Here is a 26,275-nt window from a genome sequence, read left to right on the forward strand (position 1 = left end):
TATGACCACGACATGATACCAGAGATCAAAATACCGCGGTCGTGTTAGCATGAATTGTTTGTCCGAGGTCGCGTCAAGAGTCGACCTCTTTTTGTTGAAAGGCTATTGTGCCGAAATCCAATCTTGATGTTGATAAGACCTCCGATGCCCGCAGTGAGCATGCAGAAGGCATTACTTTCGCCGAATTAGGCGTACCTGCACCGCTTGTGCGCGTGCTCGCAGCGGATGATAAGACCACTGCTTTCCCGATTCAGGCAGATACTTTGGGAGATTCTCTCGCTGGACGCGATATTCTCGGCCGTGGCCGTACCGGTTCCGGCAAAACCTTGGCGTTCTCGATTCCGATGGTTGCTCGTCTCAGTGAGGAAAGCACCACTGAAATCGCCATGCGTGATTTCGAAAAAGCCAAGCGTGGCAGGAATAAGAATGTGCGTGGACAGGTTGCCATGCCGCATCCTCGCGCCCTTGTTCTGGCGCCAACGCGAGAACTTGTGAATCAGATCGATGAGGTCATTCGTCCGTTGGCGCAAGCCTATGGCATGACTACTTCCACTATTTACGGTGGCGTGAAGCAAAATCGCCAGGTTGCCGAGCTTCGTGCTGGTGCAGATATCGTGGTGGCTTGCCCTGGCCGATTGGAAGATTTGCTGCGTCAGCGTTTGCTTTCACTTGAATCAGTTCAGGTGACTGTGCTGGATGAGGCAGACGAAATGGCGGATATGGGATTCTTGCCAGCCGTGACCAGACTTTTGGAACAAGTGGATCCAAACGGTCAGAGCATGTTGTTCTCGGCTACGCTCGATCACGGAGTCGATAAGGTAGTAGCCCGCTTCCTCAAGGATGCCAAGGTCCATGCCGTTGATTCCGCCGACGCTCAAGTGGATACCATGACTCATCATGTATTCGCCGTCTCGCAAGGCAATAAGCATGAAGTCATCCGTGAGCTGGCGTCGGGAATGGGCAAGCGTATTCTCTTTACGCGCACCAAATTCCAAGCTAAGAAGATGGCCAAGAAATTGGTTCAGCAGGGCATTCCTGCCGTTGATTTGCAGGGGAACCTCAATCAGAACCAGCGTGATCGCAATCTCGCGGCCTTCTCCTCAGGAGAAGTGCGCGTAATGGTAGCAACTGATGTGGCCGCACGTGGCATTGACGTGAGCGATGTGACTTTGGTCGTGCAGACCGAACCGCCAGAGGATCCGAAGTCCTTCCTGCACCGTTCGGGGCGCACGGCACGTGCGGGCGAATCTGGAGACGTGGTCACTCTGGTACTGCCACAGCAACAGCGCGAAGCACGCTCGATGATGCGTCGTGCAGGTATTCGCGTCAAAACTCAGGAAGTGAACCCTGGCGATGAAATTCTCGAAGAGCTGGTCGGCGAACATGCTCCTCTGGTTGAAGGTTGGACGCTTACTGTGCCAACCGTTGCCAAGAATTCCGGTCGTTCAGGTCGGTCTGGACGTCGTCGTGGTGATCGTCGATCTGATCGACGAGGCAATGCTGATTCTGAGTCGATGAAGCGTTCTGGTGGCAGGGGTCGCCGCCGCGGTGAGCGGGATGCGCGAGAGAATCGACAAGAGATATTCGAGACGGAAAACGGACGCAGAAGTCGCGGTTCTGAGCGCTCTCGAGAGCGTTTTGATCGCTATGAGCGTTCAGGCAGGGAACAGCGTCAAGAGCGCGCAACTTCTTCGCGCAATCGTCATCGCGATCATGACACGTCTCAATTCGAATCAGGCTTCGGAGGCCGCGGTAAATCGCGTAAAACACGCGACGATCAGGCACGCACTCGTAGGAACCATGCAGGATCTTCCCGCAAGGCTTCGGGCTTCCGCCATTCGAGGAGCAAGAAGAAGTCCGCTCCTTTCCGTCGCGCCGCATAACAGGCAAGATGTGAGAATGCTGCTCGCATGCTCCTAAGCGGATCCGTTCGCAGTAGTGCAATAGCACCTGAGTAAACATGGCGCCATCCTTCCATAGGGTGGCGCTTTGTGTTACTACGAATCAGTCACTATTCATCGTCATCCGGCACAATCACGCCGACAGCGCTACGCATACAAGCAATGTAGAGTGTGAGGTGGGTCATTGAGGAAGGCTAGTGCATGACACAGGATTGGCATCAGCAAGTGTATGGAGCAAGAACCGGAGGTCAGGCCGGTAACGTGCATGATGGTGATGGCGCGAACAGAAGTCGTAGGAATATGCACAACCGTGGGGTGTTCGGTCACGTCGATGAATATGAAATCGACGACTATGAATATGACGACGATGACTATTCGACCAGTTATGGCCGATCGGGAACGGTGCCTGAAAGCGAATTGCAATATCGTGGCGGATCATCGTTTTTCCGTTCTCAAGAAGTGCTTGATAGCGGACGCATGTATGAGATGCAAGGGCACTACGATAAGGGTGTCGTATTCTTGGATGCCCGATGCTCTGCCATGTTTGCCGATACGGACGATTATGAGATAGCTGCTGAGATTGATCCCGATCAAGGGGAATTGATCTCTTCGCATTGCATATGTCCGGCATACGGCAGGTTCAATAAGATATGCAAGCATATTATCGCTTTGGTAATCCGATATAACGAAGATCCGAGCATGTGGATGAACCATGCGGGTCATTCCGAAAGCTCAGCCGGATCCGGTCTGCCAGATGGCACGATGGTGGTGCATACTTCCCAGGCGTTACGCAATCTGATTCGTGATCGACGCAATAAACGTCGCCGTGATGGCGAAGCAAAACAGGTCGCATTGCTCAAGGAAGTGAATGAACTTCGCGGGTCTGGAGCATTGAAAACTTCGCCTACTGAACGATTAATGCCTGTAGGTAGCGTCACATTCCGTCCTCATATCGAAAGAGTTGGTGACGGCTGGCTGGTGCGCCTGCGGATTGTGGTTCCTGCGCGTGGTATTTCATATGTGGTGAAAAATCTTCTTGATCTGTTTGAAGCCATTCACAGGGAAGAGTATGTGGTGTACGGAACTCGTCTTGCCTTCGTTCATCGGGCGGAGAGTTTTGATGAACGAGCACGAGTCATACTTGATGTGTTCGAAGGCGCGGCTTTCTGGCAAAATGGTGTGACACCATGGGCGCGCCAGTATCATTCCAGAAAAGCATCAGGCGCGAGTGAGGTGGTGCTTTCGGATGCGGAAATGGCTGAGTTGCTGGATGCATTCGTTGATGCTGATGTGACTCTTGATTACACTCCTGCAGCCCGGTATTTTGAACCACCTGCACCGGTTTCGGTAGTTGACGGCGATCCGGATGTGGGATTGTCGATTATTCCGGTAGGCTCAGACGGTGTCTCGTTGCAGGATAAAGAAGTGGATGAGGCAGTAGGGCATGCAACGAATGGTGATGAGGGTGAAATCTCTCGTTCTCAACTGGTTTCACCCGCGCGAAGTGATAGCAATGAACAATCTGATGCTGTTCAAGTGCAAAGCCCGCGGTCTTCTGAAACGGATGCTCAAAAGACGGAAAACGACCACAATAATACCAATGGAACCAAGGACGTGCATTCGCCCGAAATCGCGGGATATCGTATCCATCACGAATGGTATGTGGAACAGTTCATTCAAGGAAGGCGGCATGCTTTTGTCATCGTTCGCAGTATGCCTGGCACAGGAGCGGATGGCAATCTCGGTGTAGACAGGCTCGACGCAACACGACTTCCATCTGAGGTCGCACGCACCACCCGACGTTTTCGGGGTGGGCAGGTTGCCGTTATACATCGTTGTTCAAAACAGTTCCTTGACCAGAAACCCTTGCTGGAAGTGCTGTGTTCTGACGATGATCAGGATTTGATGCTCTCTGCGGCGGATGCTCGTTCATTCGCCAAAGAGATTCTTCCTGCCTTGATTTCGACAGGGCAGCAGGGGAGTGGAGATGTGCGGCATGGCTCAGGTCATGGGATAACTGCTCATGTGCCGAGGTCTCTTAATGCGCTGTATGCGCCGACCTGTGAGTTGCTGTTTTATATGGACCGCGATCGGCGCGGAGTGATATGCGATGTTCAGGCACATTATGGCGATGAGCAATTCCATGTTTTCGATGGCATCAGCGGATACGAGGATGTTGCGCGAGATAGGGATGCCGAACGCCTTGCGGTTGAAGCAGTGCTGCATTATTTCCCCCGACCTCAGGATTCTGTGGCCATTATCAAAGAATCCGACGAAGAGGCAATATATCGGTTGCTCACCGAAGGGCTGAATGTGTTTCGCGGAGTCGGTCAGATCATGGCTACGCAAGCCTTTGACGGACTCAGCATTCGTACGCATACAGCGATTATGCCAGGATTGTCGGTGAAATCAGGGCTTGTGGAAATATCTCCGATCGCTGACGAGATCAGCCCTGAAGAAGTTCCGGCATTGTTGGCAAGTTATCGCAGACGCCGCAAATTCCATCGCCTCCGTAATGGCGCTTTTGTTGATGTGGGTTCGATGGATGTCAGCAAGCTCGAAGATCTCGGGCGCGATATGGGATTTGCCAGTCGCCAGCTTGAGTCCGGTCCTGTGCAGGTACCGGAATACAGTGCGTATTATTTGGACAATCAAGTGGATGATGAGGCTAAGAGCCGAGGATTCACAGCTTTGATGAACGACTTGGGCATGATTGATACGAATGCGTACACAGTGCCAAGTAGTCTCAAGTCCGTCCTTCGCCCATACCAACAGGAGGGCTTCCGTTGGTTGAATGCGGTTTGTGACCGTGGGTTTGGCGGAATACTTGCCGATGAGATGGGCTTGGGAAAGACTGTGCAACTACTGTCCATGTTGCTTTTCCGCAAGGCTGAGTCGCGTTCGGTGGGTCCTTCGATAATCGTATGCCCGACTTCGCTGGTGTATAACTGGGCGGCAGAATGCCATAAATTCGCTCCGGAACTCAAGGCGGTGGTGGTCGCCGGGAGCAAGGCACAGCGGCGTAACCTGGTGCAGGAAATCCGGTTTGGAGTTGCAGAACGACACGAGAATCCTGATACTGCGGAAGCTGAGGCGTCCCCTGGCAACTGGCAGGGAGCTGATGATACCGAAATCGCAGAAAGCGGCAGGCAAGCCGATATCGTCATTACTTCATATGACCTGCTTCGTCGTGATGTGGCGGAATATCAAGGAATTGAATGGTTCAGCGTGGTATTGGACGAGGCACAGTACGTCAAGAATCACGCCACTCAATCAGCCAAGGCTGTGCGAGCATTGCAAGGGTTGCATCGTTTTGCACTGACGGGAACGCCCATCGAGAATCGTTTGGCAGAGTTATGGAGCATATTTGATTTCCTCATGCCTGGGTTACTCGGCTCGTATGCACATTTCCGAGAAGTGTTTGAAATGCCGGTGCTGAGCGGTGACGAAAGCGCCCAACGAAGGTTGCAGGCATTGGTAGGACCATTCATACTTCGCAGGACCAAGGCCGAAGTGCTTCATGATCTTCCAGACAAGATCGAGAATGTCATCACAGTGCAGCTAGAGGGTGCGCAGCGACGTCTGTATGCCGCATTGGAGCAGCGCTTGCGAGCAACGTTGAATAAGCAGAAAGACATCGAATTCGAGACTGGGAAGATTCAGGTACTGGCTCAACTCACACGTTTGCGCCAAGTGTGTTGCGATCCTCGATTGTATTACGAAAGCGCAAACGTGGAATCGCAAACCGGCAAAGAACTTGAAAAAGTCCCCAAAAACAACATCCAGAAGGCAGCAAACAATTCTGCAAAATTGGATGCCATCGAGGAATTGGTGACCTCCTGCATCGATTCAGGCCAGAAAATGTTGATATTCTCGCAGTTCACCAGTTATTTGGATTGCATTGGCGAACGATTGAGGGATATGGGAATTGCCTATGATCTCATAACGGGAGCCACTCCTAAGCGCAAGAGATTCGAATTGGTGGAAGAGTTCAATCAGGATGACACTTCGGTATTCCTCATTTCGTTGAAGGCCGGGAATACGGGCTTGAATCTGACAGGTGCGAGCGTGGTGATTCACGCCGACCCATGGTGGAATGCCGCCGCTCAACATCAGGCAAGTGATCGTGCCCACCGAATTGGGCAAACGCGTGATGTCCATGTGTATCAGATCGTGGCCAAGGATACGATCGAGGAGCGCATTGTCGCTTTGCAGCAGGCCAAATCTGATTTGGCGGATAAATTCGTCGGTGCTGCATCAACCTCAGGTTCGTCAATTGCTTCTTTGTCTCGCGAAGATCTCTTGGAACTCTTGTCGTGATACATGCCGCGGCTCGTGGCAGCTTGAGTAATTGAATGGGTGGGTGTTGTGTGCTATTTGATTTGGCAGTGAAGTGACACAAGTAGCGTTATAGGAGGTGCGTTGCGTTCAGCCGGGACTCAATAGTGTCTACAAACTCAATACACGTAGTTGGTGGCGTGTGTCAGCTGCCATAGAGTGGGAGATGGGCCAGCTGATTTGATGGTTGCGTAGATATCCATGAATAGAAGAGTGAATAAACTTGCGGCCCAAGATAGCGAAGTCTTGCTGTGAATGCTGGAATACGGGAGACTTCCTCGTGAATCAAGCTTGATGAACAACGGGCGTTGTGCATGGGAAGCCCCCTTCGGAGACTCGCGGATAAAACTCGATTTGACAGGAGTCTGACTATTTCATATATTTGTTGAAAAGGTTTTCAAGGAATTCAGAGTTGTATATATCAATTTGAAAACCTTTTCATAACGCCAGTGTACGTGCTCAAAAGAATCGGGCGCTGGCGAAATACCTGGATGTATTTCCAGGGAACTTTACGGTCAATGACGACTTAGAAAGGTTAGGATCCGATGAAGTGGCTTAGTGAGTTGCGACAACTCTTTGTTGTTCTTATTGTTTCCCTTTTTTCCTTTTCCTTATGTGCGGCATGCAGTGCTGGAAGTGGCTCCAGTGCGATAGACGAGAATACCTCCAAAATAGCTCTAGAAGCAGCGGAACAAGCGGTTGATGGAAAGGTGTTGTCTACTGGGGCGAACGGAGAAGAGGCGGCTTCGGCTGATGTTGCGGAACTGACCGATGAAGAAATCCAGCGGATAAAAGATGCCAAACTTAAGGCTGCATTGGTTTTTCATTACTCAGGAAATGACTGGTATAACGCCCAAGTGGCTGGATTGAAGAGCACTTTTGCTGACCTAGGAGTCGAAATCGTATCAATAACTGATGCTGATTTCAGTCCGGATAAGCAGACGAGCGACATTGAAACCGTGCTTGCGCAGGATCCAGACATAATCATCTCCATACCGACTGATGCTACAGCAACATCGAATGCGTACAAGAAAGTTGCGGAAAGCGGCGTGACTTTGGTGTTCATGGATCAGCCGGCCAATGGTCTCGAAGCCGGCAAGGATTATGTAAGTGTTGTTTCAGCGGATAATTACGGTAATGGTGTTGCATCTGCGCATTTGCTCGCAAACAGCATAGGAAAACAAGGGAAGATCGCAGCACTCTTCCATGATGCTGATTTCTTCGTGACAGCACAGAGGTTCGAAGGCTTCAAAAAGACGATTGAAGAGTCATATCCCGATATTGAAATTGTGGCGGAAAAAGGTGTGTCTGACTCTGACCTGGTATCGCAATCTCAGTCCCAAGCGGACGCAATCATCAATCAGAACCCAGACCTTAAAGGAATGTGGGCGCCTTGGGACGTTCCCGCTGAAGGCGTGATGGCTGCGGCACGTGCAGCAGGTCGGTCAGATCTTAAAGTGGCGACTATCGATCTCGGTGAGTCGGTTGGCGTTGCCATGGCGCAAAACCAACTGATTATAGGGACTTCGGCTCAGCGACCCTACGATCAGGGAGTTACGGAAGCAAAGATAGCGGCAGGAGCTGCCGCGCTCAAAAAGCAATATCCTCCATATGTCGCATTACCTGCTCTTCCTGTTACCAAAACCAATCTCCAGCAGGGATGGAATGAGGTCTATCACTCTGATATCCCCGCAAGCATCCAGAAAGTGTTGGACGAATGATCTGTCAGAACAGGATGTCGAGGAAAGGCGGGGCATGGTGAACAGTACTCAACCAGTATTAGTAAGCATGTCGCATATACGAAAATCATTTTCGGGGATAACTGTTTTGGATGACGTGTCTTTCGAAGTGAAGTCTGGAGAAGTGCATGCTCTGGCTGGAGGCAATGGCGCTGGAAAATCCACTCTGATGAAAATCCTGCAAGGAGTTTACTCTTTGGATTCAGGCCAAGTGACTATATGCGGGACAACATTCAATGGATCCGTGAGCATTGCCGAGGCTCGCCAAGCTGGAGTCGGCATGGTGTTCCAGGAATTCTCTTTGGTTCCTACCATGAGTATCGCGCAGAACATATTTATGGGTTCTGAAAAGTTGCAAGGAGTTTTCCTTGACAAACAGGCGATGAATCGTGCAACGGTTCAGCTCCTGAATAGGCTGGATGTGGATTTACATCCTGACACTGAAGTGGGAGAACTGTCAACAGGATACTGGCAACTGACAGAGATAGCCAAGGCCTTACATGCCAACGCCCGAGTGTTAATCCTCGATGAGCCGACAGCTTCGCTCTCAGCTACTGAGACGCAGACTCTATTTGATTTGATTCGTAATCTCAAAAGTCAAGGTATTGGCATTATTTACATCTCTCACCGAATGGATGAGATACGTCAAATCGCAGACCGAATCACTATTTTGCGCAATGGTCGTAATTACCTTACCAGTGATCTCGACAGCATAAGTGATGAGGAGATAATTGCAGGAATCGTCGGGCATCAAACCGATAACCTATCCAAACGTGAATCTCGTGTATGCCTCAATGATGAGGTGCTTTTGAAGCTAGACCATCTTCACACCGAGAATGGAGTTGAAAATGTGAGCTTAGAAGTGCATCGAGGTGAGGTCGTCGGTCTCGCTGGTCTTATGGGGTCGGGTCGTACAGAAGTGACACGAGCGATATTTGGAGTAGATCGCGTCACCAGTGGATCTATGACCCTTTCAGGGAAAACATATTCTCCCAAGAGGCCGCAAGAGGCAATAGCCAACAATATTTCGCTTGTACCAGAAGATCGCCGTGAGCAGGGATTGTTTACCGGTCATTCCGTGTGCGATAACTTGGTGATAACAAGATATGACGAGTGTGAACGGGCTGGACTGTTATCCAACAAGTCAATTGAAACACTCGTGGATAACCTGGTTAAGGGATTCTCGATAAAAGTAGATGACACCAAAACCGAGGCTTATCGGTTATCCGGCGGGAACCAGCAGAAAATAGTCATTGCCAAATGGCTGGGAAAAGACCCTGATCTATTCATCATGGATGAACCAACAGCGGGCATTGACATCGGTACCAAACGCGAAGTGCTTGATCAGGTTGCAAAACTGGCTGAACAGGGTAAAGGCGTCTTGTTTATTTCCAGTGAGCTTTCCGAGATGGTTGCCGTCTGTGATCGCTATGTGGTTATGAAACACGGGCGCACGGTGGGCGAATTGCCGGCAGAAGGAATCAACAATGAGGCTGACCTTCAATTGGCTATTCAACATTCGGGAACTTTGAATAAATAACGAATTCATCGGACTGCATGGGTCAAAGCAGACGGGTCCAATCAAGAAAGCAAGGCATTGTTATGCTTCAGTTCATTAAGAAAATCGACTTCAGGCAGAACATAGTTTATGTCGGTGTTGTGGTCATATTTGCACTCTTCGCAATAATGCTGGGAGGCAAAGGATTCACGAGCACGGTGAATATACTCAACATTCTGCGCCAGTCCTCAATCATCGTCATCATGGCCATGGCCATGACCTTTGTAATCGGTTCAGCGGAGATCGACCTCAGCGTTGGTTCTATCGCCGGACTGGCTTCAGTATCCACGGCAATGGCAATAGCTCGATTCGGGCTCGTTCCCGGAATATTAGCTGGCCTGGCGGTTGGTGCAATCTGCGGAATTGTAAACGGAGCACTTGTTGCTTTTGCAAAAATACCCAGCTTCCTCGTCACATTGGCGATGATGGGAGTCACTGTTGGCGTTGCTCAATGGATTACTGATTCAAGTCCACAGCCCATTTTGGATAAGGGATACAACTTCGTATTTGGCGGCGGACAAATCGGTGTCTTCCCGATCATAATCATCTGGGCGATGGTGTTCTTCGCATTCGGTGTGACCCTGCTCAATCGAACCCGATTGGGTAAGTACACCCTAGCTGTCGGAGCCAATCCTGTTGCGGCAAAATACTCAGGAATCAATGTCAAACGAGTCAGATTCGGTGTCATGTTTGGCTCTGCTATGTGTGCCGCTGTGGCAGGGATGCTGTATGCGGGACGACTGCAGTCCGGACGTTACCAATGGGGCAGTGGTGATGAAATGAATGTCATTGCAGCTGTGATTTTGGGAGGAACCGCTCTATCCGGAGGGCGAGGAAGTGCCGTCGGCGCAATGGCGGGTGCAGTACTCATGGCGATGATAAACAACGGCCTGATATTAGCCGGTCTCACATCTGCCCAGCAGCAGGTGGTCAGGGGAATCATCATCGTTCTAGCCGTGGCTCTTGCAAAACGAAACAATCGCTCATGATTTGGCTCATACATTTCAACGATGAAAAAGAAAATAAAGAAAGGTAAATAATGGAAACTCAAGTTGACAAAATAGTCAAGATTGAAGATTCAGCGCTGCTTGTCAATGGCAAGCGTGCGCAGCTCTACGGAGGTGCGGTTCATTATTGGAGACTTGATCGTGACAAGTGGGATGTGATTTTGAATGAAATCGTGAATCTCGGTTTTACGATGGTGTCAATCTATATCCCATGGGAAGCACACGAAGTCAGCCGCGGTGTATTTGACTTCGGTCAAATTGATCCAAGAACTGATATCGATGCGTTTCTGACGCTTTGTGAGGATAAAGGACTAAGCATTGTGGTACGTCCCGGCCCTCAGATCAATAGTGAAATGACATGGTTCGGTTATCCAAAGCGAATTTTGGACAATGAACGCTTGCAGGCAAAAAATAGCAGCGGTGCGCGCGCTGTACTCACCCAGGTTCCCAAACCAATTCCGGCTTTAAGTTATGCGGTGGATGAGTTCTTTGATGAGACGGCACTCTGGTACGACGCTATCTGTCCGATTTTGGCCAAGCACTCCGTGAATAATGGCGGCGGAATCGTTGCATGTCAGGTTGATAACGAAATGGCATTCTTCTTCGGTATCAACGCATATTCAGGTGATTATTGCGAAGCCTCACTTCATAAATATCGTCAGTTCCTTATTGCCAAATATGGCAGTTCGGAGAAAGTCGCTGCCGCATATGGTTTGGAAAGTATCGCAGATTTTGATGAGTTCCAGCCTCCACGAAGGTTTGAGAAGAACGACCGTAAGTCAATTCCTTGGTATGAAGATTGGGCTGAATATCGCGAAACCTACCTTATCAATAGCATGGATCGCTTGGCGGGGATGCTTCGGGAAAGAGGTCTGGATCAGATTGCCTTGTTCCATAATTATCCTCATCCATTGGGGCCTGGCGGTGCGGCGTCCGGTTTCACATGCCCGTTTAACCTCCCCAAATTGGAGGAAAAGCTTGACTTCGTCGGATTTGATATTTACTCGCGCAAGCACTTGTATAGCCATATCAAAACCGTTGCCAGCTATGTTGTGGGAACGAGCCGATACCCGTACATTCCAGAATTCATTGCTGGAGTGTGGGCATGGTATCTGCATCCAGGTGATGAAAAAGATGAGGAATTCGTCACCAAGGCAGCCCTTATGCAAGGTATCAAGGGATTCTCGAGATACATGCTTGTAGAGAGGGATAAATGGTTCTTCTCTCCGATACGACGAGATGGAACCGTCCGACCGATGAGTTCGATGCACAGCACTATGAACAAAATCCTGAAAGGCGTTGATTTTAACAAGCTGCAAAGGCGCTCAGATGTGCTCCTCCTGGCAAATCGAGAATATGACCGACTGGAAGCTGCCAGTGTTCTGGTCTCTTTCCCTGGTGACTTCCTCGAGACGCCGTCAGGTTTCTCGGAATATCCGAACCACCTGACAGTTGCAGATGAACGGTTCGATTTCGATTCGATCGTGGTCAAGGAAAAGAATGAGTACTTTAATGCTTTCCATGGCGCATTGCGTCGCAGCGGCATTGGTTACGTTCTTTCTGATACGGATTTGAATCCGGATCGCTGGTCGAAGTTCCCTGTTGTGGTCATCGTATCCGAAGACTGGATGGATGAAGCGACTCAGAGCGCACTCGTCTCGTTTGCGAAGAATGGCGGAACCATTGTGCTTGGCCCTAAAGTGCCATCATTGGGACATGATATGGAGCCTTGCGCCGTCCTCGCTGATGCGATGGGTGTCGATCCAGGTAGTGTCAACGGCAAGACCGTCAAGGCTTCGATAGGTAGCGGCCATGTATTCGTTGTGCCAGATATCGGTGAAGCTCCTCAAATTGATGAGATCATAACGCAAGCAGCCACGGTCTCACGTTTCGTCGGTGATGATGATCGACTTGACGTGGTAGTGCATGACGACAAGACGGATCCGCAGCATAAGGTTGTATTCATTTGTAATCCAACCGATACTGAAATTCAGTCCAAAATCAAGGTCGATTTTGATATTGCGACTGCATCGGATCTCTGGACCGGAGAATCAATATCTGTGGATGATGGGTGCTTCGATCTGAATCTACCTCCGTATTCGATCATTATTGCGGACTCGACCGTAGCTGAGCAGTGACATTCATTCGTGATTAACAAAGAAAGGTAAATTATGCTTGGTAAAGATGTACTTATGGAGGACATTGACATTGATCAATGGCGTAATGCACAAGACTTGCTTCTTGAATCATCGAAGGAGAAGCGCCGTATTATCGTGCTGCATGATAATGGCGTAATCCGCAAGTGTGAACATACAGATTCTCTCCCAGTCGAAGGAGCTCCAGAATCAATTGTTGACGCGCAAGCTCAGGCAAAAGACCTCTATGAAAAGAACAAAGATACAGTCGATTTTGTTGCGGTTTTTGAGCGAAGTGCATTTGACGATTATTTCTCAACAATCCAGAATTCTTGGGTTGTGGATGAGCCATTGGACTCCTATATACACCGAACATACGCTCTGTTGGATGACTACCAAGAAACGATTGTGACATACCCGGGACCAGCCAAGAAGTATCTTGGTTTGCAATGGAAATTTGGTATGAGTCGCAACGAAGCATCTGAATTGGCTCACAAGTGGATTTCCCCGAATTCGTCTGTGCTGCTTGGCGTGTACGATGAGGACGATTGTGGACGAGTCTGGTACTGACCTTTGACGACGAACTCACGATTACCGAACTCACCACGGTTGATGCCGAAAGGGTGGATATTTCCGGTGATTTTGCCGAAGTCGTTGCTCGTTCATTCGATTGGATGCGCCAGACGCACGAGCAAAAGGCTTCTGCACTAGTCTGGACGCGTGATGCGTTTGAAAAGTTCAGGTCTTCGGATAACAAAGAACTTTCGGTAGCAAAAGCAGTTGCTGCTGGCTCGGCGATCGCGCTGCGCTCTGAAGAGTAGTTTTCGCTGAAGCCTAGGCAAGATGATATATAGTGCGGGAAGAGTATTAATTCTTTCCGCACTATTGTTATGAAGAAGCGGGTGTGGAGGAGGGCATCATGCAACATGAGCATAAAACGGATCGGCATATTCGTACCAGTATTATTGATGTCGCAAAACGTGCAGGAGTTAGTCCGTCAACGGTTTCACGAGTAATAAACGGCACTGCCACAGTAAGCAGTGATAAAAAACGGTTGGTCGAAGCTGCGATACAGGACCTGAATTTTGAGCCGAATAGATTTGCCAGAAGTTTAATCATCAATCGTAGTGAAATAATCGGTGTGATAATCGATAGGTCGATTAGGTATGCAACGGCGAATGTATTGGTTCAGCTGGAGGAGCATGCAGCATCACGAGGATATATGAGTATGGTCTTTACGATTGATCGACCATTTCACGACAATCTTCAAACTTTGCTGGCGAAATACAATTCGGTCTCGATAGATGGATTGATAGTCATTGCACCTCGTACTGGCTTGCCGGAGCAAGTTGCCAAGGCAGATATTAATATTCCCGTTGTGGTGATTAGCAGTCAATTGGAAGATATCGGCGTCCCGATGGTGGGCGAAGATCAATATCAAGGCGCATACAAAATGGTCAATTTCCTTGCTGGCCTTGGTCACAAACAAATCTGGCATGTATCTGGGGGCATGGATTGGTTTGATGAGCAGCAAAGAAGACGAGGTTGGAATGATGCGTTGCTGGATCATGGATTATCTGCTAACAGGAAAGATCTGAGAGCTGGTTCATGGAATCCGCAAAAAACTTACGAGATGATGCAGAAGGCCGATCTGTCAACTGCGCCTGATGCTATTTTTGTGGCGTCTGATCACATGGCGATGGCTGCGATTGCGGCGTTGAAAAGTCGAGGCATTGCCGTGCCGAAGGATATTTCTGTCGTTGGATACGATGACACCGAAGGGGCCGAATATGCTTCATCACCATTGACGACTGTTTTGCAGGATTTGCCATTTGTGGCGCGGAAAGCGGTGGAATTGCTGATAAACATGATTGACGGTGAGGAGGTACCCATGGTGACTCGGATTGAGCCGAAGCTGATCGTCCGAGAATCGGCCATCGCAAGGTAGAAAAGGAAAAAGGCCCGGTGTGCAGCCGGGCCTTTGAAAGGAGAAGAGAGAAGAAGGAGTTCAGTTATGGGGACTTTGAGAAGTCCTCGTCAGCTGTTGTGCTGATGTTTATATATAACCAAGTGAAGTTTGGCGCATCCGTGTGATTGCCTGAATAACCACTCGGCATGTTGCTGAGAAAAGGCTGAATGGGAATCAGCTCTTCTGCGGCAGGGATATCTATGAAAGAATGGGTTCATGCGAAAAGTTACCGTAATCACCAGTAATCCTGAATCAAACTCGCTCACCAATGCCGTGGGGAAGGCTTTCGCGGATGGGGCTACGAGTTCCGGAGCACGGGCTGACATAATTGATTTATATAAGATCGGATTCAATCCGGTATACGGCATTGACGATCGCAACCATTATCTAGGGAAGGCGCCGGTTCCAGAGGATATTAAAGGTTTGCAAGAACAGCTGGCTGATTCGGATGTCATCGCCTTGGTATTCCCGATTTATTGGTATTCAATGCTAGCCATGATGAAGGGATTCCTTGACCGTGTGTTCTGCCGAGGCTTCGCATACTATCCGGGAGGCAAGCCAGGCCGACTTGCCGGCAAGACGGTGCGCATTGTCTTGTTGGCCGGCAGCAGCCAAGAATGGACTGAAGAGGCGGGTATTGATGAAGCATTGCGCAATCAAATCATCCGCCAAGCCTTGGGCAAGTACTGTGGAATAGAAGATGTCGAATTCATGTATGTCGATAATCTGAAAATGGGGAACGATGATCCAGAGCGCCGAGCTCGTGCGGCGAAACAACTGGAACAAGTTCGAGAGATGTCTGCCGATTTGATTTGATACGCCTCATTTCGGGGTGCACAAACAATCTGGCGGTCTTGCAAACTAGAAATCTGCAAGACCGCCAGCGGAAACTCGTCACGAGAATCGGCTGATTATGAGCTGATTCGCAGTGACTGCTTTGCTCAGGCTTCTTCGTGCCAATGAGGGTCCTGAGCGAAGGAGCGTCCCTCCGGATTATCCATCGCGGCAATCTCGCGCATATCCTGCTCGTCCAGCGAGAAGCCGGTCAAATCGATATTTGCACGCTGGCGCTCGCGGTTGGTGGACTTCGGAATAGCCACATCGCCGAGCTGGAGATGCCAACGAAGAATGAGCTGAACAGGGGAGACACCGTGCTTCTCTGCCAACTTGAGAATCGTCGGATCCTTCAGCATCTGGTTGGCGCGTCCTAGTGGGCTCCAAGCTTCGGTGATAATTCCATGAGCGTCATCATATGCTCGCTGTTCGGTTTGCTGGAAATACGGATGTAGCTCGATCTGGTTGACTGCCGGCGTGACTCCTGTGGAACGGGTCAGCATATCAATGTGGCCGGGCAGGAAGTTGCTCACGCCAATATGCTTGACGATGCCCTGTTCACGAGCGTCTACCAAAGCCTGCCATGCCTCGACGAATTTGCCTTGCGAGGGGTTCGGCCAGTGGATGAGATACAAATCAATGTAATCCAAGCCCATGCGCGCAACGCTTTCCTCTATGGCAATGCGAGCTTGATCATATTGGTGATGACGACCTGGAAGTTTTGAAGCAACGATGATGTCTTCGCGAGGCACGTCTGACTCTTTGATGGCACGGCCTACGATTCCCTCGTTTTCGTAGTTGAATGCGCTGTCAAGAAGGCGATAGCCGACTTCCAATGCTGAAACAATGGCGTTAACTCCTGCAAAACCGTTAACTTTGTATGTGCCGAAACCGATTGCGGGCAGTTCCAGTCCGTCATTGGCCTTACGGGTTGGGATATCCGGTGGTGTCATAAGCGTCATAGCCGACTCCTTATTAATAGGTGATTGCTTGATGTGCTGTCCTATTCAATTTTGATGATACCCGCGCCGGGTCAGGATTGCGCTTATCGGCAAAGTGAGCTGGGTGGTGTATGCGGGTTAGCTCGGTGGTTGATCTTGGCGTTTTGAGTTGAAGTTATAAGAAATTCGCTTTTGTGTCTTTCGTGTCTGTAGTGAAACCGCACAAGATGAATTCGCGTTGTTATGGTGTTCTGAAGAACATTGGAATTTTGCCTGTTATGAATCGTTTATTTTCGTTGACTTCCATCTTGTGCGGTTTTTAAGAGGTCGGTATGCGCGGGGATTCTGGGATATTGGCCATCTAGAGGTGATGTCATTTGTGGAAAACCGCACAAGATGAAAGTGTTTCGATTTGATAGCCTAAATAATCTTGATTTTCTGCCGTTCTTCAAATTGGAATCATTTTCAGGCTTCATCTTGTGCGGTTATGTGTTGGCCGCCGGATCGGTTCAGTTCAGCTAGGGATTGCCGGATTTTATGAGGCTATGACCGCGCCTAAACCGCACAAGATGAGTTCGGAAGCTGAATCTGAAATATCGATTGGCGAAATTATGCGGTTTTGAGGGATGCAAATTACACCGGATTTCAACTTGTGCGGTTTTGGAGTAAGCAGGGGAGAGAACTGTGGAGGAACACCGAATCCTTGTGAAACGGTGAGTGATTTCAGTAGTAGAAAACCGCACAAGATGAAATTGTGAGTGTTCCCGGAATTTCATAACCTTGGTAATCAGCAAATTGCGGGAAAACGAGGTGAGGGGCATATCAGCTTGTGTGGTTTTGAAGCAAGCCGTAAAGCAAAGAATAGATATAAATGGCGCGGGATTAAACCGCACAAGATGAAATTGGCAATCGCATTGAAAATTCTGATTGGCATAATGGCGCGATATTAGGAAATACGAATGCCAAGAGTTTTATCTTGTGCGGTTTTGAAGCAAGTAGAGAAGCATAGAACTGCGCCGAATATCGATACTCGCGAATGGGAATCATTGTAGCGTTAGGAACCTGTAAGCTTTGTCATTTTCCAATTGTTAAAACCGCAGTATTCCAACGGAAACGCCGAATAAGTTAAACCATTTGACATATATGGGTAAATCAATTTACTATGTAAACATCGATGGTCGGAAATACCGGCCACAACGGCACGACCGGCAAAGGAGCAACCATGGGTCTGTGGGATATTGACAAGATTGAGTATGTGGGCCGCGGTAACGGTCCAAAGGAAGGCTTGGGCTTCCATTATTACGATGCCGACCGCGTTGTCGCAGGCAAGAAGATGAAGGATTGGCTGCGCTTCGGCGTTGCTTGGTGGCACACCTTCGATCAGGAACTGGTCGACCCATTCGGTGTCGGCACCGCTCACCGTCCTTGGTTGGGCAAGTATTCCAACCCAATGGACGAATCCCTGGCCAAGGTTGATTATGCCTTCGAGTTCTTCACCAAGCTGGGCGCTGAGTACTTCTGCTTCCATGATCGCGATATCGCTCCGGAAGGCGAGACCCTGCGCGAGACCAATGCCAACCTCGATAAGGTCGTGGACCGCATCGAAGAGAATATGAAGTCCACTGGCGTCAAGCTGTTGTGGAACACCTCTTCGCTGTTCACCAATCCTCGCTTCGTCTCCGGCGCTTCCACCTCTCCATTCGCTGATATCTATGCATATTCGGGTGGCCAGCTGAAGCACTCTCTGGAAATCGCCAAGCGTCTGGGTGCTGAGAACTACGTATTCTGGGGCGGTCGTGAAGGCTATGAGAACCTGTGGAACACCCAGATGCGCCGCGAGCAGGAGCATATGGCCAAGTTCTTCCATATGTGCCATGAGTACGCCAAGGAAATCGGCTTGGATGCCCAGTTCCTCATCGAGCCAAAGGCCAAGGAACCTACAATGCATCAGTATGATTTCGATGCTGCAACTGCCATTGCGTTCCTGAAGACCTACGGTATTGACTTCATGAAGTTGAACTTGGAAGGCAACCACGCCAACTTGGCTGGCCACACCTACCAGCATGAGATTCGCGTGGCTCGCGAGGCCGGCGTGCTTGGCTCTTTGGATGCTAACCAGGGCGATAAGCTCATCGGCTGGGATATGGATGAGTTCCCAACCGATCTCTATGAGACCTCAACCGTGATGTGGGAGGTTCTTGCAGAAGGTCAGATCGGACCTCACGGTGGTCTGAACTTCGACGCCAAGCCACGTCGTACTTCGTTCTTGGCTGAGGATCTGTTCCGTTCGCATATCGCTGGCATGGATTCCTTTGCCGCCGGTCTGCTGGTCGCAGCCAAGATGCACGAGGACAAGTTCATCGAGAACCTGCAGGCAGAGCGCTACAGCTCCTATGACTCCGGTATCGGAGCAACCATTGAAGATGGCACTGCAACGCTGGCTTCTTTGGAGGAGTACAGCCTTGATATTCCGCAATCCAAGCTGATCGAGGCCACCAAGTCCGATCATCTGGAGTCCGTCAAGGCCACCATCAACAACTACATTGTTGATGCCTTGGCCGAGGCCTGATACCTCTGTGGGGTTCTGCCGCTGCGTCATAAATGGCGGAACCCCTTCGGAATCGTGGGGCCGTGTATTGCCGTACATGGCCTCATGAATCTCAGTGGCAGAGGGTGGATGCTTTCGTGTCGGCTTTCTGCGATATTCGGGTCTTTCACTGGTGACAGTCAGTGGATTTGCTGGGCGTCGGCACATGGAGTGCGTTGAGTCATGTGTGTGATTGGGGTGCTGAGCAACTCATTGAACGCCTTTCTTTCTTCCTTCCAAATGCGCAATCCGCCACGGTTTCGTGGATGGATTGCGCATTTTTATATGCAGAGTCGGGGTCGACGGCAATATCTAACACAGAGAATCAATCGATATATGAACGCTCGAGAGGCAAGACACCATCAGAGACAGGTGCTCAAGCTCCGAGCGAACTCAGGGAATGTGCAAAGCGCATAAAATCAATACACGCTTATTGGTTGTTGGAGGCAGTGTATGAAAGTTTCGGTTTTGGATCTGGTGCCGGTTCGACAAGGTCAGTCCTATCGTGAAGCCATAGGATCCATGATTCGTTTGGCACAGGATCTGGATGGTTTGGGATATGAAAGGCTCTGGATTGCAGAGCATCACAATGCGCCGTCACTTGCCAGTTCTGCCACACAATTATTGATATCCGAAGCATTGGCGCACACCGAAAGAATTCGCGTAGGCTCTGGGGGAGTCATGCTTCCCAATCACAGCCCATATATTGTCGCTGAACAATATGGGACGCTTGAGACCTTATATCCAGGACGTGTGGATCTTGGTTTGGGACGTGCCCCGGGCACCGATCAGCAAACCGCTATGGCGTTGCGACGCCATCAGATTGGAAGAGAGACGCAATTTCCGCAAGAACTGTTGGAATTACGCGGGTATTTTGAAGGCACTAATCCGGTCTCGGCTTACCCTGCCAAGGGATTGAATGTGCCGATGATTGTGCTTGGTTCGAGTACGGATAGTGCGCATTTGGCAGCGAATCTTGGTCTGCCATATTCTTTTGCGTCCCATTTTGCTCCGGCGATGCTGGAGGAAGCAGTGGAAATATATCGTCGGGAATTCAAGCCGTCGAAATATGCCGAAAAACCATATGTGATTATTGGGGTGAACGCATCTTTGGCGGATAGCGATGCGGAAGCTGAGAAGCTGTTCACTTCGCAGATACGAATGTTCCTGGGCATTGTGACCAACAAACCACAGCCGCTGCAAGCCCCGGCAGACAGTATGGAATCACTATGGCGGCAACATGCGGAAGAGCGGGCTACTGCGTCACCGCATTTCGGGCCGGTTGCCTTCGATCCGACGCTGTTGATTGGTCGCGAGCGCGCGGTAGTCGAGCAAATGGCCAGTGTCTCGCTTGTGGGCAATTCTCAGTCGGTCGGACGGCAAATTCGTGAATTGAAACAACGTGTTGAATTCGACGAGTTGATGGCTGTGAGTTATATCTTCGATGAGCGTGCCGAAAAGCGGTCGTTTGAGTTGCTTGGGCGGGTTGTCCTGGATGCTGGGTAGTGAGATTTTCATCTTATTGGGGCAGTGCTAGATCGAGGAACCAGATGTGTGGGCAGGATAACACGTTTTTCGCTTATTGGCTGTCCTGCATCTTTTTCCTTCCGTGCATCGACTACCATATCCATGGCTTGTTGAGCAACTTGGTTAAAGGGCTGATGAACAGTCGTGAGTCCTAAGATGCTGGTCGGGAAGATGTCATCAAATCCTATAATCGAGAGATCTTGGGGAATGCGGATGCCTCGTCGTGCAGCCTCACTATAAACGCGAATGGCTGCCACGTCATTAAATGCAAATATGGCACTCGGTGGATTATCCATATTTAATAGCTCTTCTGCGTGATTCGTAGCTAAAACGCCCTCATAGTCACCTTCAAGAATTGTTGTAGAAGAGGGTGAGATTCGATGTTCATCAAGTGCTGCCCGGAACCCAGATAGCCTAGCGGCTGATGAGATTGCTCTTTTTGGTCCCGTAATTACGCCTATATTTGTATGACCGAGTTCGGCAAGATGTTGTCCTGCGAGGAAGCCTCCAGACCAGTTATCGATACCTATGCAGAGCAGGTCATCATTAATGCCTCGAGTAAGGTTGATGATGACAAATGGAATGTCACGTGATTGGAATAATGACGTTTCTTGACTTGTGATGTCTTCAAGCTCCAAGATGACGCCTAGAGGATTGCGGTCGAGAATACGCCTGAATCTTTCAGTTCTGTCCACTCCGAAGGGCACTTCGGTCACGCTGATGCCAATGTCAAGTTTTTGAGCATGGATTGTTGCTCCCCGTAGTAGTCCAATAGTCGATGTGCTGTTAACGTGGGAGAGTACGAGTTCAATCGTGCCTGAGCTGGGAACCGTTCCGGAACGGCGTACTTTCATGCCGTTTTTTTCGATTATTGACTCAACTAAAATTCTGGTTTTATCTGATACGCCTTGCCTTCCGTTTATTACCTTCGAAATTGTGGCTGCCGACAATCCCGTTAATTCTGCGATTTCAGCATGAGTCATATAATGGTTCGATTTTTCTGTCATGAATATCTACCTATCTGACTTTGATATCCGTTGTAATTTCTGTTTCATGAATAGTTCTCGAGTCTTTGATGCAAGAGCCATTTATCGATTGATTGTAGGGCATGTGTTGCTATCAAGGATCAGTCCGACGTTCCCTGGGATGTAACGCTTGCGTACTTTGCCTCAGTACCAGTGAAGTTGGCATAATGATATGACGTTGCGCTGGCAGTTTGTTTATGGTTTTAACGATTAGTTCGGTAGCGGCGCTTGCCATATCTTGTAGTGGTTGGCGAATGGTGGTAAGTGCAGGTCCTAGGAATTCAGAGGTTTGAATATCGTCAAAGCCTATAACGGATAATTGATTTGGAATACTGAGTTCAAATTGGCGCGCAGCCTCGTAAACGCCCATTGCCTGCAAGTCGCTACCTGCAAAAATAGCCGTGGGTCGTGTGAGGGGGTCATTGAGTAGCTCCATTGCTTGGGCATAGCCCCCCGGAGTGGTAAATTCCCCTTCTGTTACGAGCGCTGGATCTATGTCGATACCACGCTCTGCCAACGCTGTGGCATATCCATCAAAGCGCGCTCTGGAGCACATCATGTCACTTGGGCCAGTAATGATTCCTATACGGGTATGTCCTAAAGAAAGAAGATGCCGTGTTGCGGTTAATCCACCTGTCCAATTGTCTGCTTGAACCGACATGCTATTCAAAGTTGGATTACCGGATGGGTCAAAGATGACAAATGGAATGCCGCATGAATTTAATCGTTCTTGTTCTTCATTGGTTATAGTTGAGAATATCAAGATAACGCCTACTGGTTGACGATGTATGACGCCATCAATCCAAGTGTTATCAGGATGTTTTTTATCTCCGCTAATAGTGGTTATGGTGCCGAGATCATGTTTTTTCGCTTCTTTAACTACACCTCGTAGTACTTCCAACGCCCAAATGTTGTCAAAATCCTGAAAGACAACTTCAATGAGATGTTGTTTTTTTCGAGCCGTATTACGCTTCGTATAACCTTTCATGTTCAGTGCGGCGTTAATAATTCTTCTTGTGGACTCGGCTACATCAGATCTACCGTTGAGGGCTTTAGAGACTGTGGAAAGGGAGAAGCCGGTAGCTTCTGCTATATCGCTTAAACGGACCGAATTGTTCGGTTCTGAAATTTGTTGATAAGAATTGTGCATGTCTTCTCCAAACAACGATGTATACACATTATAATTCGAAAGTTTCGGATTTCAATTAGATATCACAAACGCCTGTATTCCTTGATATAAGGCCAAAATATCGACATAGTTGATGAAATTAACGCAATTGAGCACGGGTTTGATTCAGGATAATATGTACACATCTCGAAAATAACAATGAAGTTTCGAGAAAATGATTTAGTGGAATCTTAAATCGATTGCGACACTGGAGTTCGCCGGCAGAGCAGCCGATCATACAAAAAGGAGTAGCAATGAGGTTCAAAACAGTTGCCGCCGCAGCATTGGCTGTGGCCACGATGATGGGTGTAAGTGCCTGCGGTAGCTCAAATAACGCAGATGATAACACCATAACTTTTTGGCATAACGCTACGAGCGGTGAGGGTAAGCAATATTGGGAGGATCTGGCGGCGGAGTTCGAAAAGGAACATTCCGGTGTAAAGGTTGAAATCCAAGCCATCCAGAATGAAGATTTTGAAGGGAAACTGGCAACGGCAATGCAAGATCTCAAATCGGGGCCAGATGTGTATATGGGGCTTGGCGGTGCAAAAACAAAGGATATGGTCGATGCTGGGCAGGTCATGGATTTAACTGACAAACTTTCTGACACAGTCAAGAAAAACATGACCGCATCCTTGACATCAGCTACATATGACGGAAAGGTCTACGGAGTGCCAGTAACAGTACAGCCTGGCGGTATTTGGTATTCGAAAGATTTGTTTGAACAGGCGGGCATAGAGGAAGTCCCAACAACTTTTGATGAACTTAAAACCGCGGTAACTAAGCTCAAGAATGCTGGTATCGCACCAATTGCACTAGGCGGTAAGGACGCATGGCCCGCAGCGCATTGGTATTACTGGCTCTCACTTCGTGAATGTTCTCCATCTGCATATTCCAAAGGAGTTAATGACAAGGATTTCTCCGACTCTTGTTGGACAAAAACGGGACAGGATTTGAAGGATCTTGCCGATATGGATGCTTTCAATGAAGGTTATTTGACCACAACTGCACAGCAAGGTGCAAGCTCGTCTGCAGGTCTGCTTGCTAACCATAAGGCAGCCATGGAATTAATGGGTACCTGGGAGCCGGGAGTCATCAAAGACCTCACCCCAGATAGGCAACCAATGAGCGATTTGGGATATTTCGCGTTCCCATCTGTTGAAGGAGGTCAAGGGAAAGAGGATGCGCTCATGGGCGCGGTAACAGTATTTTCTGTAAACCCAGATGCGCCTCAAGCCGCCGTGGACTTCGTTAATTTCATGGGCGAAAAGAAGGCTCAAGAAGACTATTCAACAGCATTTTCAACAATTCCTGCCAATGTAGAGGCATATGATGCCGTGACCGATGAAAACCTCCAATCCATCATTAAAGCAATAGAAAGCTCTGATGACATGCAACTTTGGATGGACACAGCGCTCGGTGGCAATATCGGCAATGCTTTGAATTCGGGAGTGGTCAATATGCTGTCCGGTCAAGGTGATCCCGCCGACATTGTCAAGGCTATGGAAGACGCCGCAGCAAAGGGATGATCTATGGGGCTTGGCGGGAGATGTTCTCGCCAAGCCATTATTTGAATGACTGTGTGAGGATGAGTAATGACTGCTGTAAATCAAGATATAGTGGGCGTTTCAAAGAAAAGTAAAACATCAACTGGTGGCAAGACGAGACGCAATTTAGAGATCTTGCTGCTTTCGGCTCCAGCGATAGCTGTATTTGTGTGTTTTGTCATACTCCCTATTGTTCTGGGCGCATACTATGGATTCTATAAATGGAAAGGCTTTGGCACACCGTATAAAACAGGCGAGTTCGTTGGTCTGCAAAATTATCTGACGGTGCTGAAGGATGCTAACTTCCAGCAGGCAATGCTTCATTCATTTGAAATCGTTGTCGGTTCGCTTCTGATCCAGGCGCCACTGGCTGTGCTGTTTGCGTTGCTGTTGAATCAAAAATTCAAAGGGCGTGGATTGATCCGCACCTTGATCTTCGTGCCGTATGTTGTATCTGAAGTGATAGTCGGCACAGGGTGGAGTTTGCTGCTCCAAAAGAAAGGGGCGTTCAATGAAATCCTTAATCAACTTGGCATCAATGGTCCTGACTGGCTTGCTGATCCTCACATCGCCATGTGGACTCTATTGCTGTTGATCAGTTGGAAATATATTGGTTTTGCAGTGATTCTCATGTTGGCTGGTATGCAGTCTATCCCAGAGGAGCTGTACGAAGCGGCTCGAGTTGATGGTGCAGGTTTTTGGCAGATGCAAAAGAGCATAACATTGCCATTGCTGGCTCCGACATTGAGGATTTGGGTATTCCTGTCCATTATCGGCTCGTTACAACTTTTTGACTTGGTGTACATCATTTGGGGACAGTATGTATCTGCAACCGCAGGTGTCTCAACCATGGCTACATATATGGTTCGTGAGGGTCGAGATGCGGGAAATTATGGATATGGTTCTGCTGTCGCTCTGATTATTTTTGTTATCTCATTGACCGTTGCGCTTTTGTACCAGCGATTTGTGCTTAACCGAGATTTGGACGGTGCATTGACCGAGCAAAAGAAGTCAAAAAAGGTTAAAAAAAATAATCGATCTTTAACCGATCTGGTATCAGGGCAGTGAGGGGACGAACCATGGGTATGTTTACAAAATCAAGCGCATTCGCTGGTCAGACAGTGTACAACGCAAAAAACGGCTATCGCGTTTCGCAAAAGACTCCTTGGGGCAATCCTGTAGTCTACTTCTTTTCCTTAGTCTTGGTTGGTATATGTGTGACGCCGGTGCTTTATATTGTTCTCGGTGGATTCAGAACGAATTCTCAAATCACCAATAACCCTTCAGGATTACCTAACCCTTGGGTGCTGCAAAATTATTTGACAGTAGTAACCAGTGATATTTTCTGGCAAGAGATGGCGAATTCAATTATCGTCGGCGTTTGCACGATGATTGGCGTGGTTGCTTTGGGCATTATGGTGAGCTTTGTAATCGCGAGATACAAATTCCGTTTCTCAAAAGCGATGTACGCTTTGTTCTCGGCTGGTTTGATGTTCCCCATGACAGTAGGCATTACTCCGCTGTATTTACTGATTCGTAATTTGGGATTGTCTAATTCACTTGCCGGGATTATTGTTCCACAGATTGCTTTTGGCCTGCCTCAAACGATCATTATTTTGGTGCCATTTTTGCAATCAATTCCTGATGAATTGGAAGAAGCATGCTTGCTTGACGGATGCTCGCGATTGGGATTTTTCTGGAGAATGGTCATCCCGCTTTCGATGCCAGGAGTAGCTACTACTGGAATCCTGACATTTGTCGGCAGCTGGAATTCTTATATGCTTCCACTTTTCGTACTGAGCAGCTCGGATAAATATACGCTTCCTTTGGGTGTGCAAATGTTTAGTTCAGAACATTCCGTAGATACTGCACAGGTCTTGGCATTCACATCCCTGGCAATGTTGCCGGCACTGATATGCTTCACAATTTTCCAAAAGAAGATTGTCGGTGGACTTACTGGTGCGGTTAAGGGCTAAAGACTATCGATTCAGATCGGTTT

General features: G+C 48.9%; 18 protein-coding genes. 15 read left to right on the forward strand and 3 right to left on the reverse strand.

The features are described 5' to 3' along the window. Positions 1–107: 107 nt before the first annotated feature. The 10 genes from BITS_RS00405 to BITS_RS00450 all read left to right on the forward strand — a co-directional run bounded on the left by BITS_RS00405 (position 108) and on the right by BITS_RS00450 (position 15,463). The gene (locus BITS_RS00405; protein ID WP_034533644.1) at positions 108–1,883 is read left to right on the forward strand and encodes a DEAD/DEAH box helicase; all 1,776 of its coding nucleotides are present in this window, start codon (positions 108–110) and stop codon (positions 1,881–1,883) included. A 219-nt stretch (positions 1,884–2,102) separates the two neighbouring features. Continuing rightward, positions 2,103–6,221, forward strand: a complete 4,119-nt coding sequence (locus tag BITS_RS00410) for a DEAD/DEAH box helicase (RefSeq protein WP_051264317.1) — start codon at positions 2,103–2,105, stop codon at positions 6,219–6,221. A 563-nt stretch (positions 6,222–6,784) separates the two neighbouring features. After that, entirely contained in the window at positions 6,785–7,960 is a 1,176-nt protein-coding gene (locus BITS_RS00415) for a substrate-binding domain-containing protein (RefSeq protein ID WP_026641776.1), read from the forward strand. Positions 7,961–7,994: 34 nt separating this feature from the next. Beyond that, entirely contained in the window at positions 7,995–9,518 is a 1,524-nt protein-coding gene (locus BITS_RS00420) for a sugar ABC transporter ATP-binding protein (RefSeq protein ID WP_026641777.1), read from the forward strand. 62 nt (positions 9,519–9,580) lie between these two features. Then, positions 9,581–10,525: an ABC transporter permease gene (locus BITS_RS00425; RefSeq protein WP_034533647.1), complete on the forward strand. Its 945-nt coding sequence runs from the start codon at positions 9,581–9,583 to the stop codon at positions 10,523–10,525. A 50-nt stretch (positions 10,526–10,575) separates the two neighbouring features. Continuing rightward, the gene (locus BITS_RS00430; RefSeq protein WP_026641779.1) at positions 10,576–12,681 is read left to right on the forward strand and encodes a beta-galactosidase; all 2,106 of its coding nucleotides are present in this window, start codon (positions 10,576–10,578) and stop codon (positions 12,679–12,681) included. A 33-nt stretch (positions 12,682–12,714) separates the two neighbouring features. Further along, positions 12,715–13,248 carry a hypothetical protein gene (locus tag BITS_RS00435; protein ID WP_044259175.1) on the forward strand — a complete coding sequence of 178 codons (534 nt, stop codon included), beginning with the start codon at positions 12,715–12,717 and terminating at the stop codon, positions 13,246–13,248. Further along, the gene (locus BITS_RS00440; protein ID WP_044259176.1) at positions 13,227–13,499 is read left to right on the forward strand and encodes a hypothetical protein; all 273 of its coding nucleotides are present in this window, start codon (positions 13,227–13,229) and stop codon (positions 13,497–13,499) included. The genes BITS_RS00435 and BITS_RS00440 overlap by 22 nt, the downstream gene beginning before the upstream one ends. Positions 13,500–13,597: 98 nt before the next feature. Further along, positions 13,598–14,626 (forward strand): LacI family DNA-binding transcriptional regulator, encoded by a 1,029-nt coding sequence (locus BITS_RS00445; RefSeq protein ID WP_026641781.1) that lies wholly within the window; start codon positions 13,598–13,600, stop codon positions 14,624–14,626. A 237-nt stretch (positions 14,627–14,863) separates the two neighbouring features. Then, positions 14,864–15,463 carry an NAD(P)H-dependent oxidoreductase gene (locus BITS_RS00450; RefSeq protein ID WP_026641782.1) on the forward strand — a complete coding sequence of 200 codons (600 nt, stop codon included), beginning with the start codon at positions 14,864–14,866 and terminating at the stop codon, positions 15,461–15,463. A 125-nt stretch (positions 15,464–15,588) separates the two neighbouring features. Here the strand turns inward: BITS_RS00450 and BITS_RS00455 are convergent, their stop codons facing one another. Further along, positions 15,589–16,434 (reverse strand): aldo/keto reductase, encoded by an 846-nt coding sequence (locus BITS_RS00455; protein ID WP_026641783.1) that lies wholly within the window; start codon positions 16,432–16,434, stop codon positions 15,589–15,591. A 1,210-nt stretch (positions 16,435–17,644) separates the two neighbouring features. Here BITS_RS00455 and xylA point away from each other — a divergent pair. Together xylA and BITS_RS00470 are read left to right on the forward strand one after the other, a co-directional pair. Further along, positions 17,645–18,991: a xylose isomerase gene (xylA, locus tag BITS_RS00465; RefSeq protein ID WP_026641785.1), complete on the forward strand. Its 1,347-nt coding sequence runs from the start codon at positions 17,645–17,647 to the stop codon at positions 18,989–18,991. Positions 18,992–19,462: 471 nt separating this feature from the next. Beyond that, on the forward strand, positions 19,463–20,515 hold the full coding sequence (locus BITS_RS00470; protein WP_026641786.1) for an LLM class flavin-dependent oxidoreductase: 1,053 nt from the start codon (positions 19,463–19,465) through the stop codon (positions 20,513–20,515). An 8-nt stretch (positions 20,516–20,523) separates the two neighbouring features. Here the strand turns inward: BITS_RS00470 and BITS_RS00475 are convergent, their stop codons facing one another. Both BITS_RS00475 and BITS_RS00480 read right to left on the reverse strand, forming a co-directional pair. Then, on the reverse strand, positions 20,524–21,543 hold the full coding sequence (locus BITS_RS00475) for a LacI family DNA-binding transcriptional regulator (RefSeq protein ID WP_026641787.1): 1,020 nt from the start codon (positions 21,541–21,543) through the stop codon (positions 20,524–20,526). 112 nt (positions 21,544–21,655) lie between these two features. Next, on the reverse strand, positions 21,656–22,711 hold the full coding sequence (locus tag BITS_RS00480) for a LacI family DNA-binding transcriptional regulator (RefSeq protein ID WP_026641788.1): 1,056 nt from the start codon (positions 22,709–22,711) through the stop codon (positions 21,656–21,658). 272 nt (positions 22,712–22,983) lie between these two features. On the opposite strand from BITS_RS00480, the gene BITS_RS00485 reads away from it, so the two are divergent. The 3 genes from BITS_RS00485 (at position 22,984) to BITS_RS00495 (ending at position 26,252) form a co-directional block, all read left to right on the forward strand. Then, on the forward strand, positions 22,984–24,258 hold the full coding sequence (locus BITS_RS00485; protein ID WP_026641789.1) for an ABC transporter substrate-binding protein: 1,275 nt from the start codon (positions 22,984–22,986) through the stop codon (positions 24,256–24,258). A 66-nt stretch (positions 24,259–24,324) separates the two neighbouring features. Next, positions 24,325–25,344, forward strand: coding sequence for a carbohydrate ABC transporter permease (locus BITS_RS00490; RefSeq protein ID WP_026641790.1), 1,020 nt, complete (start codon positions 24,325–24,327; stop codon positions 25,342–25,344). 17 nt (positions 25,345–25,361) lie between these two features. Next, the gene (locus tag BITS_RS00495; RefSeq protein WP_034533679.1) at positions 25,362–26,252 is read left to right on the forward strand and encodes a carbohydrate ABC transporter permease; all 891 of its coding nucleotides are present in this window, start codon (positions 25,362–25,364) and stop codon (positions 26,250–26,252) included. Positions 26,253–26,275: the final 23 nt, after the last annotated feature.

This window comes from Bifidobacterium tsurumiense, from assembly GCF_000741765.1.
GTDB lineage: Bacteria > Actinomycetota > Actinomycetes > Actinomycetales > Bifidobacteriaceae > Bifidobacterium > Bifidobacterium tsurumiense.

What these genes read in the sequence shown, in the direction of transcription:
- BITS_RS00410 (WP_051264317.1), top strand. Translation starts at nt 2,103, where the DNA reads ATGACACAGGATTGGCATCAGCAAGTGTATGGAGCAAGAACCGGAGGT.
- BITS_RS00415 (WP_026641776.1), top strand. Translation starts at nt 6,785, where the DNA reads ATGAAGTGGCTTAGTGAGTTGCGACAACTCTTTGTTGTTCTTATTGTT.
- BITS_RS00420 (WP_026641777.1), top strand. Translation starts at nt 7,995, where the DNA reads ATGGTGAACAGTACTCAACCAGTATTAGTAAGCATGTCGCATATACGA.
- BITS_RS00425 (WP_034533647.1), top strand. Translation starts at nt 9,581, where the DNA reads ATGCTTCAGTTCATTAAGAAAATCGACTTCAGGCAGAACATAGTTTAT.
- BITS_RS00430 (WP_026641779.1), top strand. Translation starts at nt 10,576, where the DNA reads ATGGAAACTCAAGTTGACAAAATAGTCAAGATTGAAGATTCAGCGCTG.
- BITS_RS00435 (WP_044259175.1), top strand. Translation starts at nt 12,715, where the DNA reads ATGCTTGGTAAAGATGTACTTATGGAGGACATTGACATTGATCAATGG.
- BITS_RS00445 (WP_026641781.1), top strand. Translation starts at nt 13,598, where the DNA reads ATGCAACATGAGCATAAAACGGATCGGCATATTCGTACCAGTATTATT.
- BITS_RS00450 (WP_026641782.1), top strand. Translation starts at nt 14,864, where the DNA reads ATGCGAAAAGTTACCGTAATCACCAGTAATCCTGAATCAAACTCGCTC.
- BITS_RS00455 (WP_026641783.1), bottom strand. Translation starts at nt 16,434, where the DNA reads ATGACACCACCGGATATCCCAACCCGTAAGGCCAATGACGGACTGGAA.
- xylA (WP_026641785.1), top strand. Translation starts at nt 17,645, where the DNA reads ATGGGTCTGTGGGATATTGACAAGATTGAGTATGTGGGCCGCGGTAAC.
- BITS_RS00470 (WP_026641786.1), top strand. Translation starts at nt 19,463, where the DNA reads ATGAAAGTTTCGGTTTTGGATCTGGTGCCGGTTCGACAAGGTCAGTCC.
- BITS_RS00475 (WP_026641787.1), bottom strand. Translation starts at nt 21,543, where the DNA reads ATGACAGAAAAATCGAACCATTATATGACTCATGCTGAAATCGCAGAA.
- BITS_RS00480 (WP_026641788.1), bottom strand. Translation starts at nt 22,711, where the DNA reads ATGCACAATTCTTATCAACAAATTTCAGAACCGAACAATTCGGTCCGT.
- BITS_RS00485 (WP_026641789.1), top strand. Translation starts at nt 22,984, where the DNA reads ATGAGGTTCAAAACAGTTGCCGCCGCAGCATTGGCTGTGGCCACGATG.
- BITS_RS00490 (WP_026641790.1), top strand. Translation starts at nt 24,325, where the DNA reads ATGACTGCTGTAAATCAAGATATAGTGGGCGTTTCAAAGAAAAGTAAA.
- BITS_RS00495 (WP_034533679.1), top strand. Translation starts at nt 25,362, where the DNA reads ATGTTTACAAAATCAAGCGCATTCGCTGGTCAGACAGTGTACAACGCA.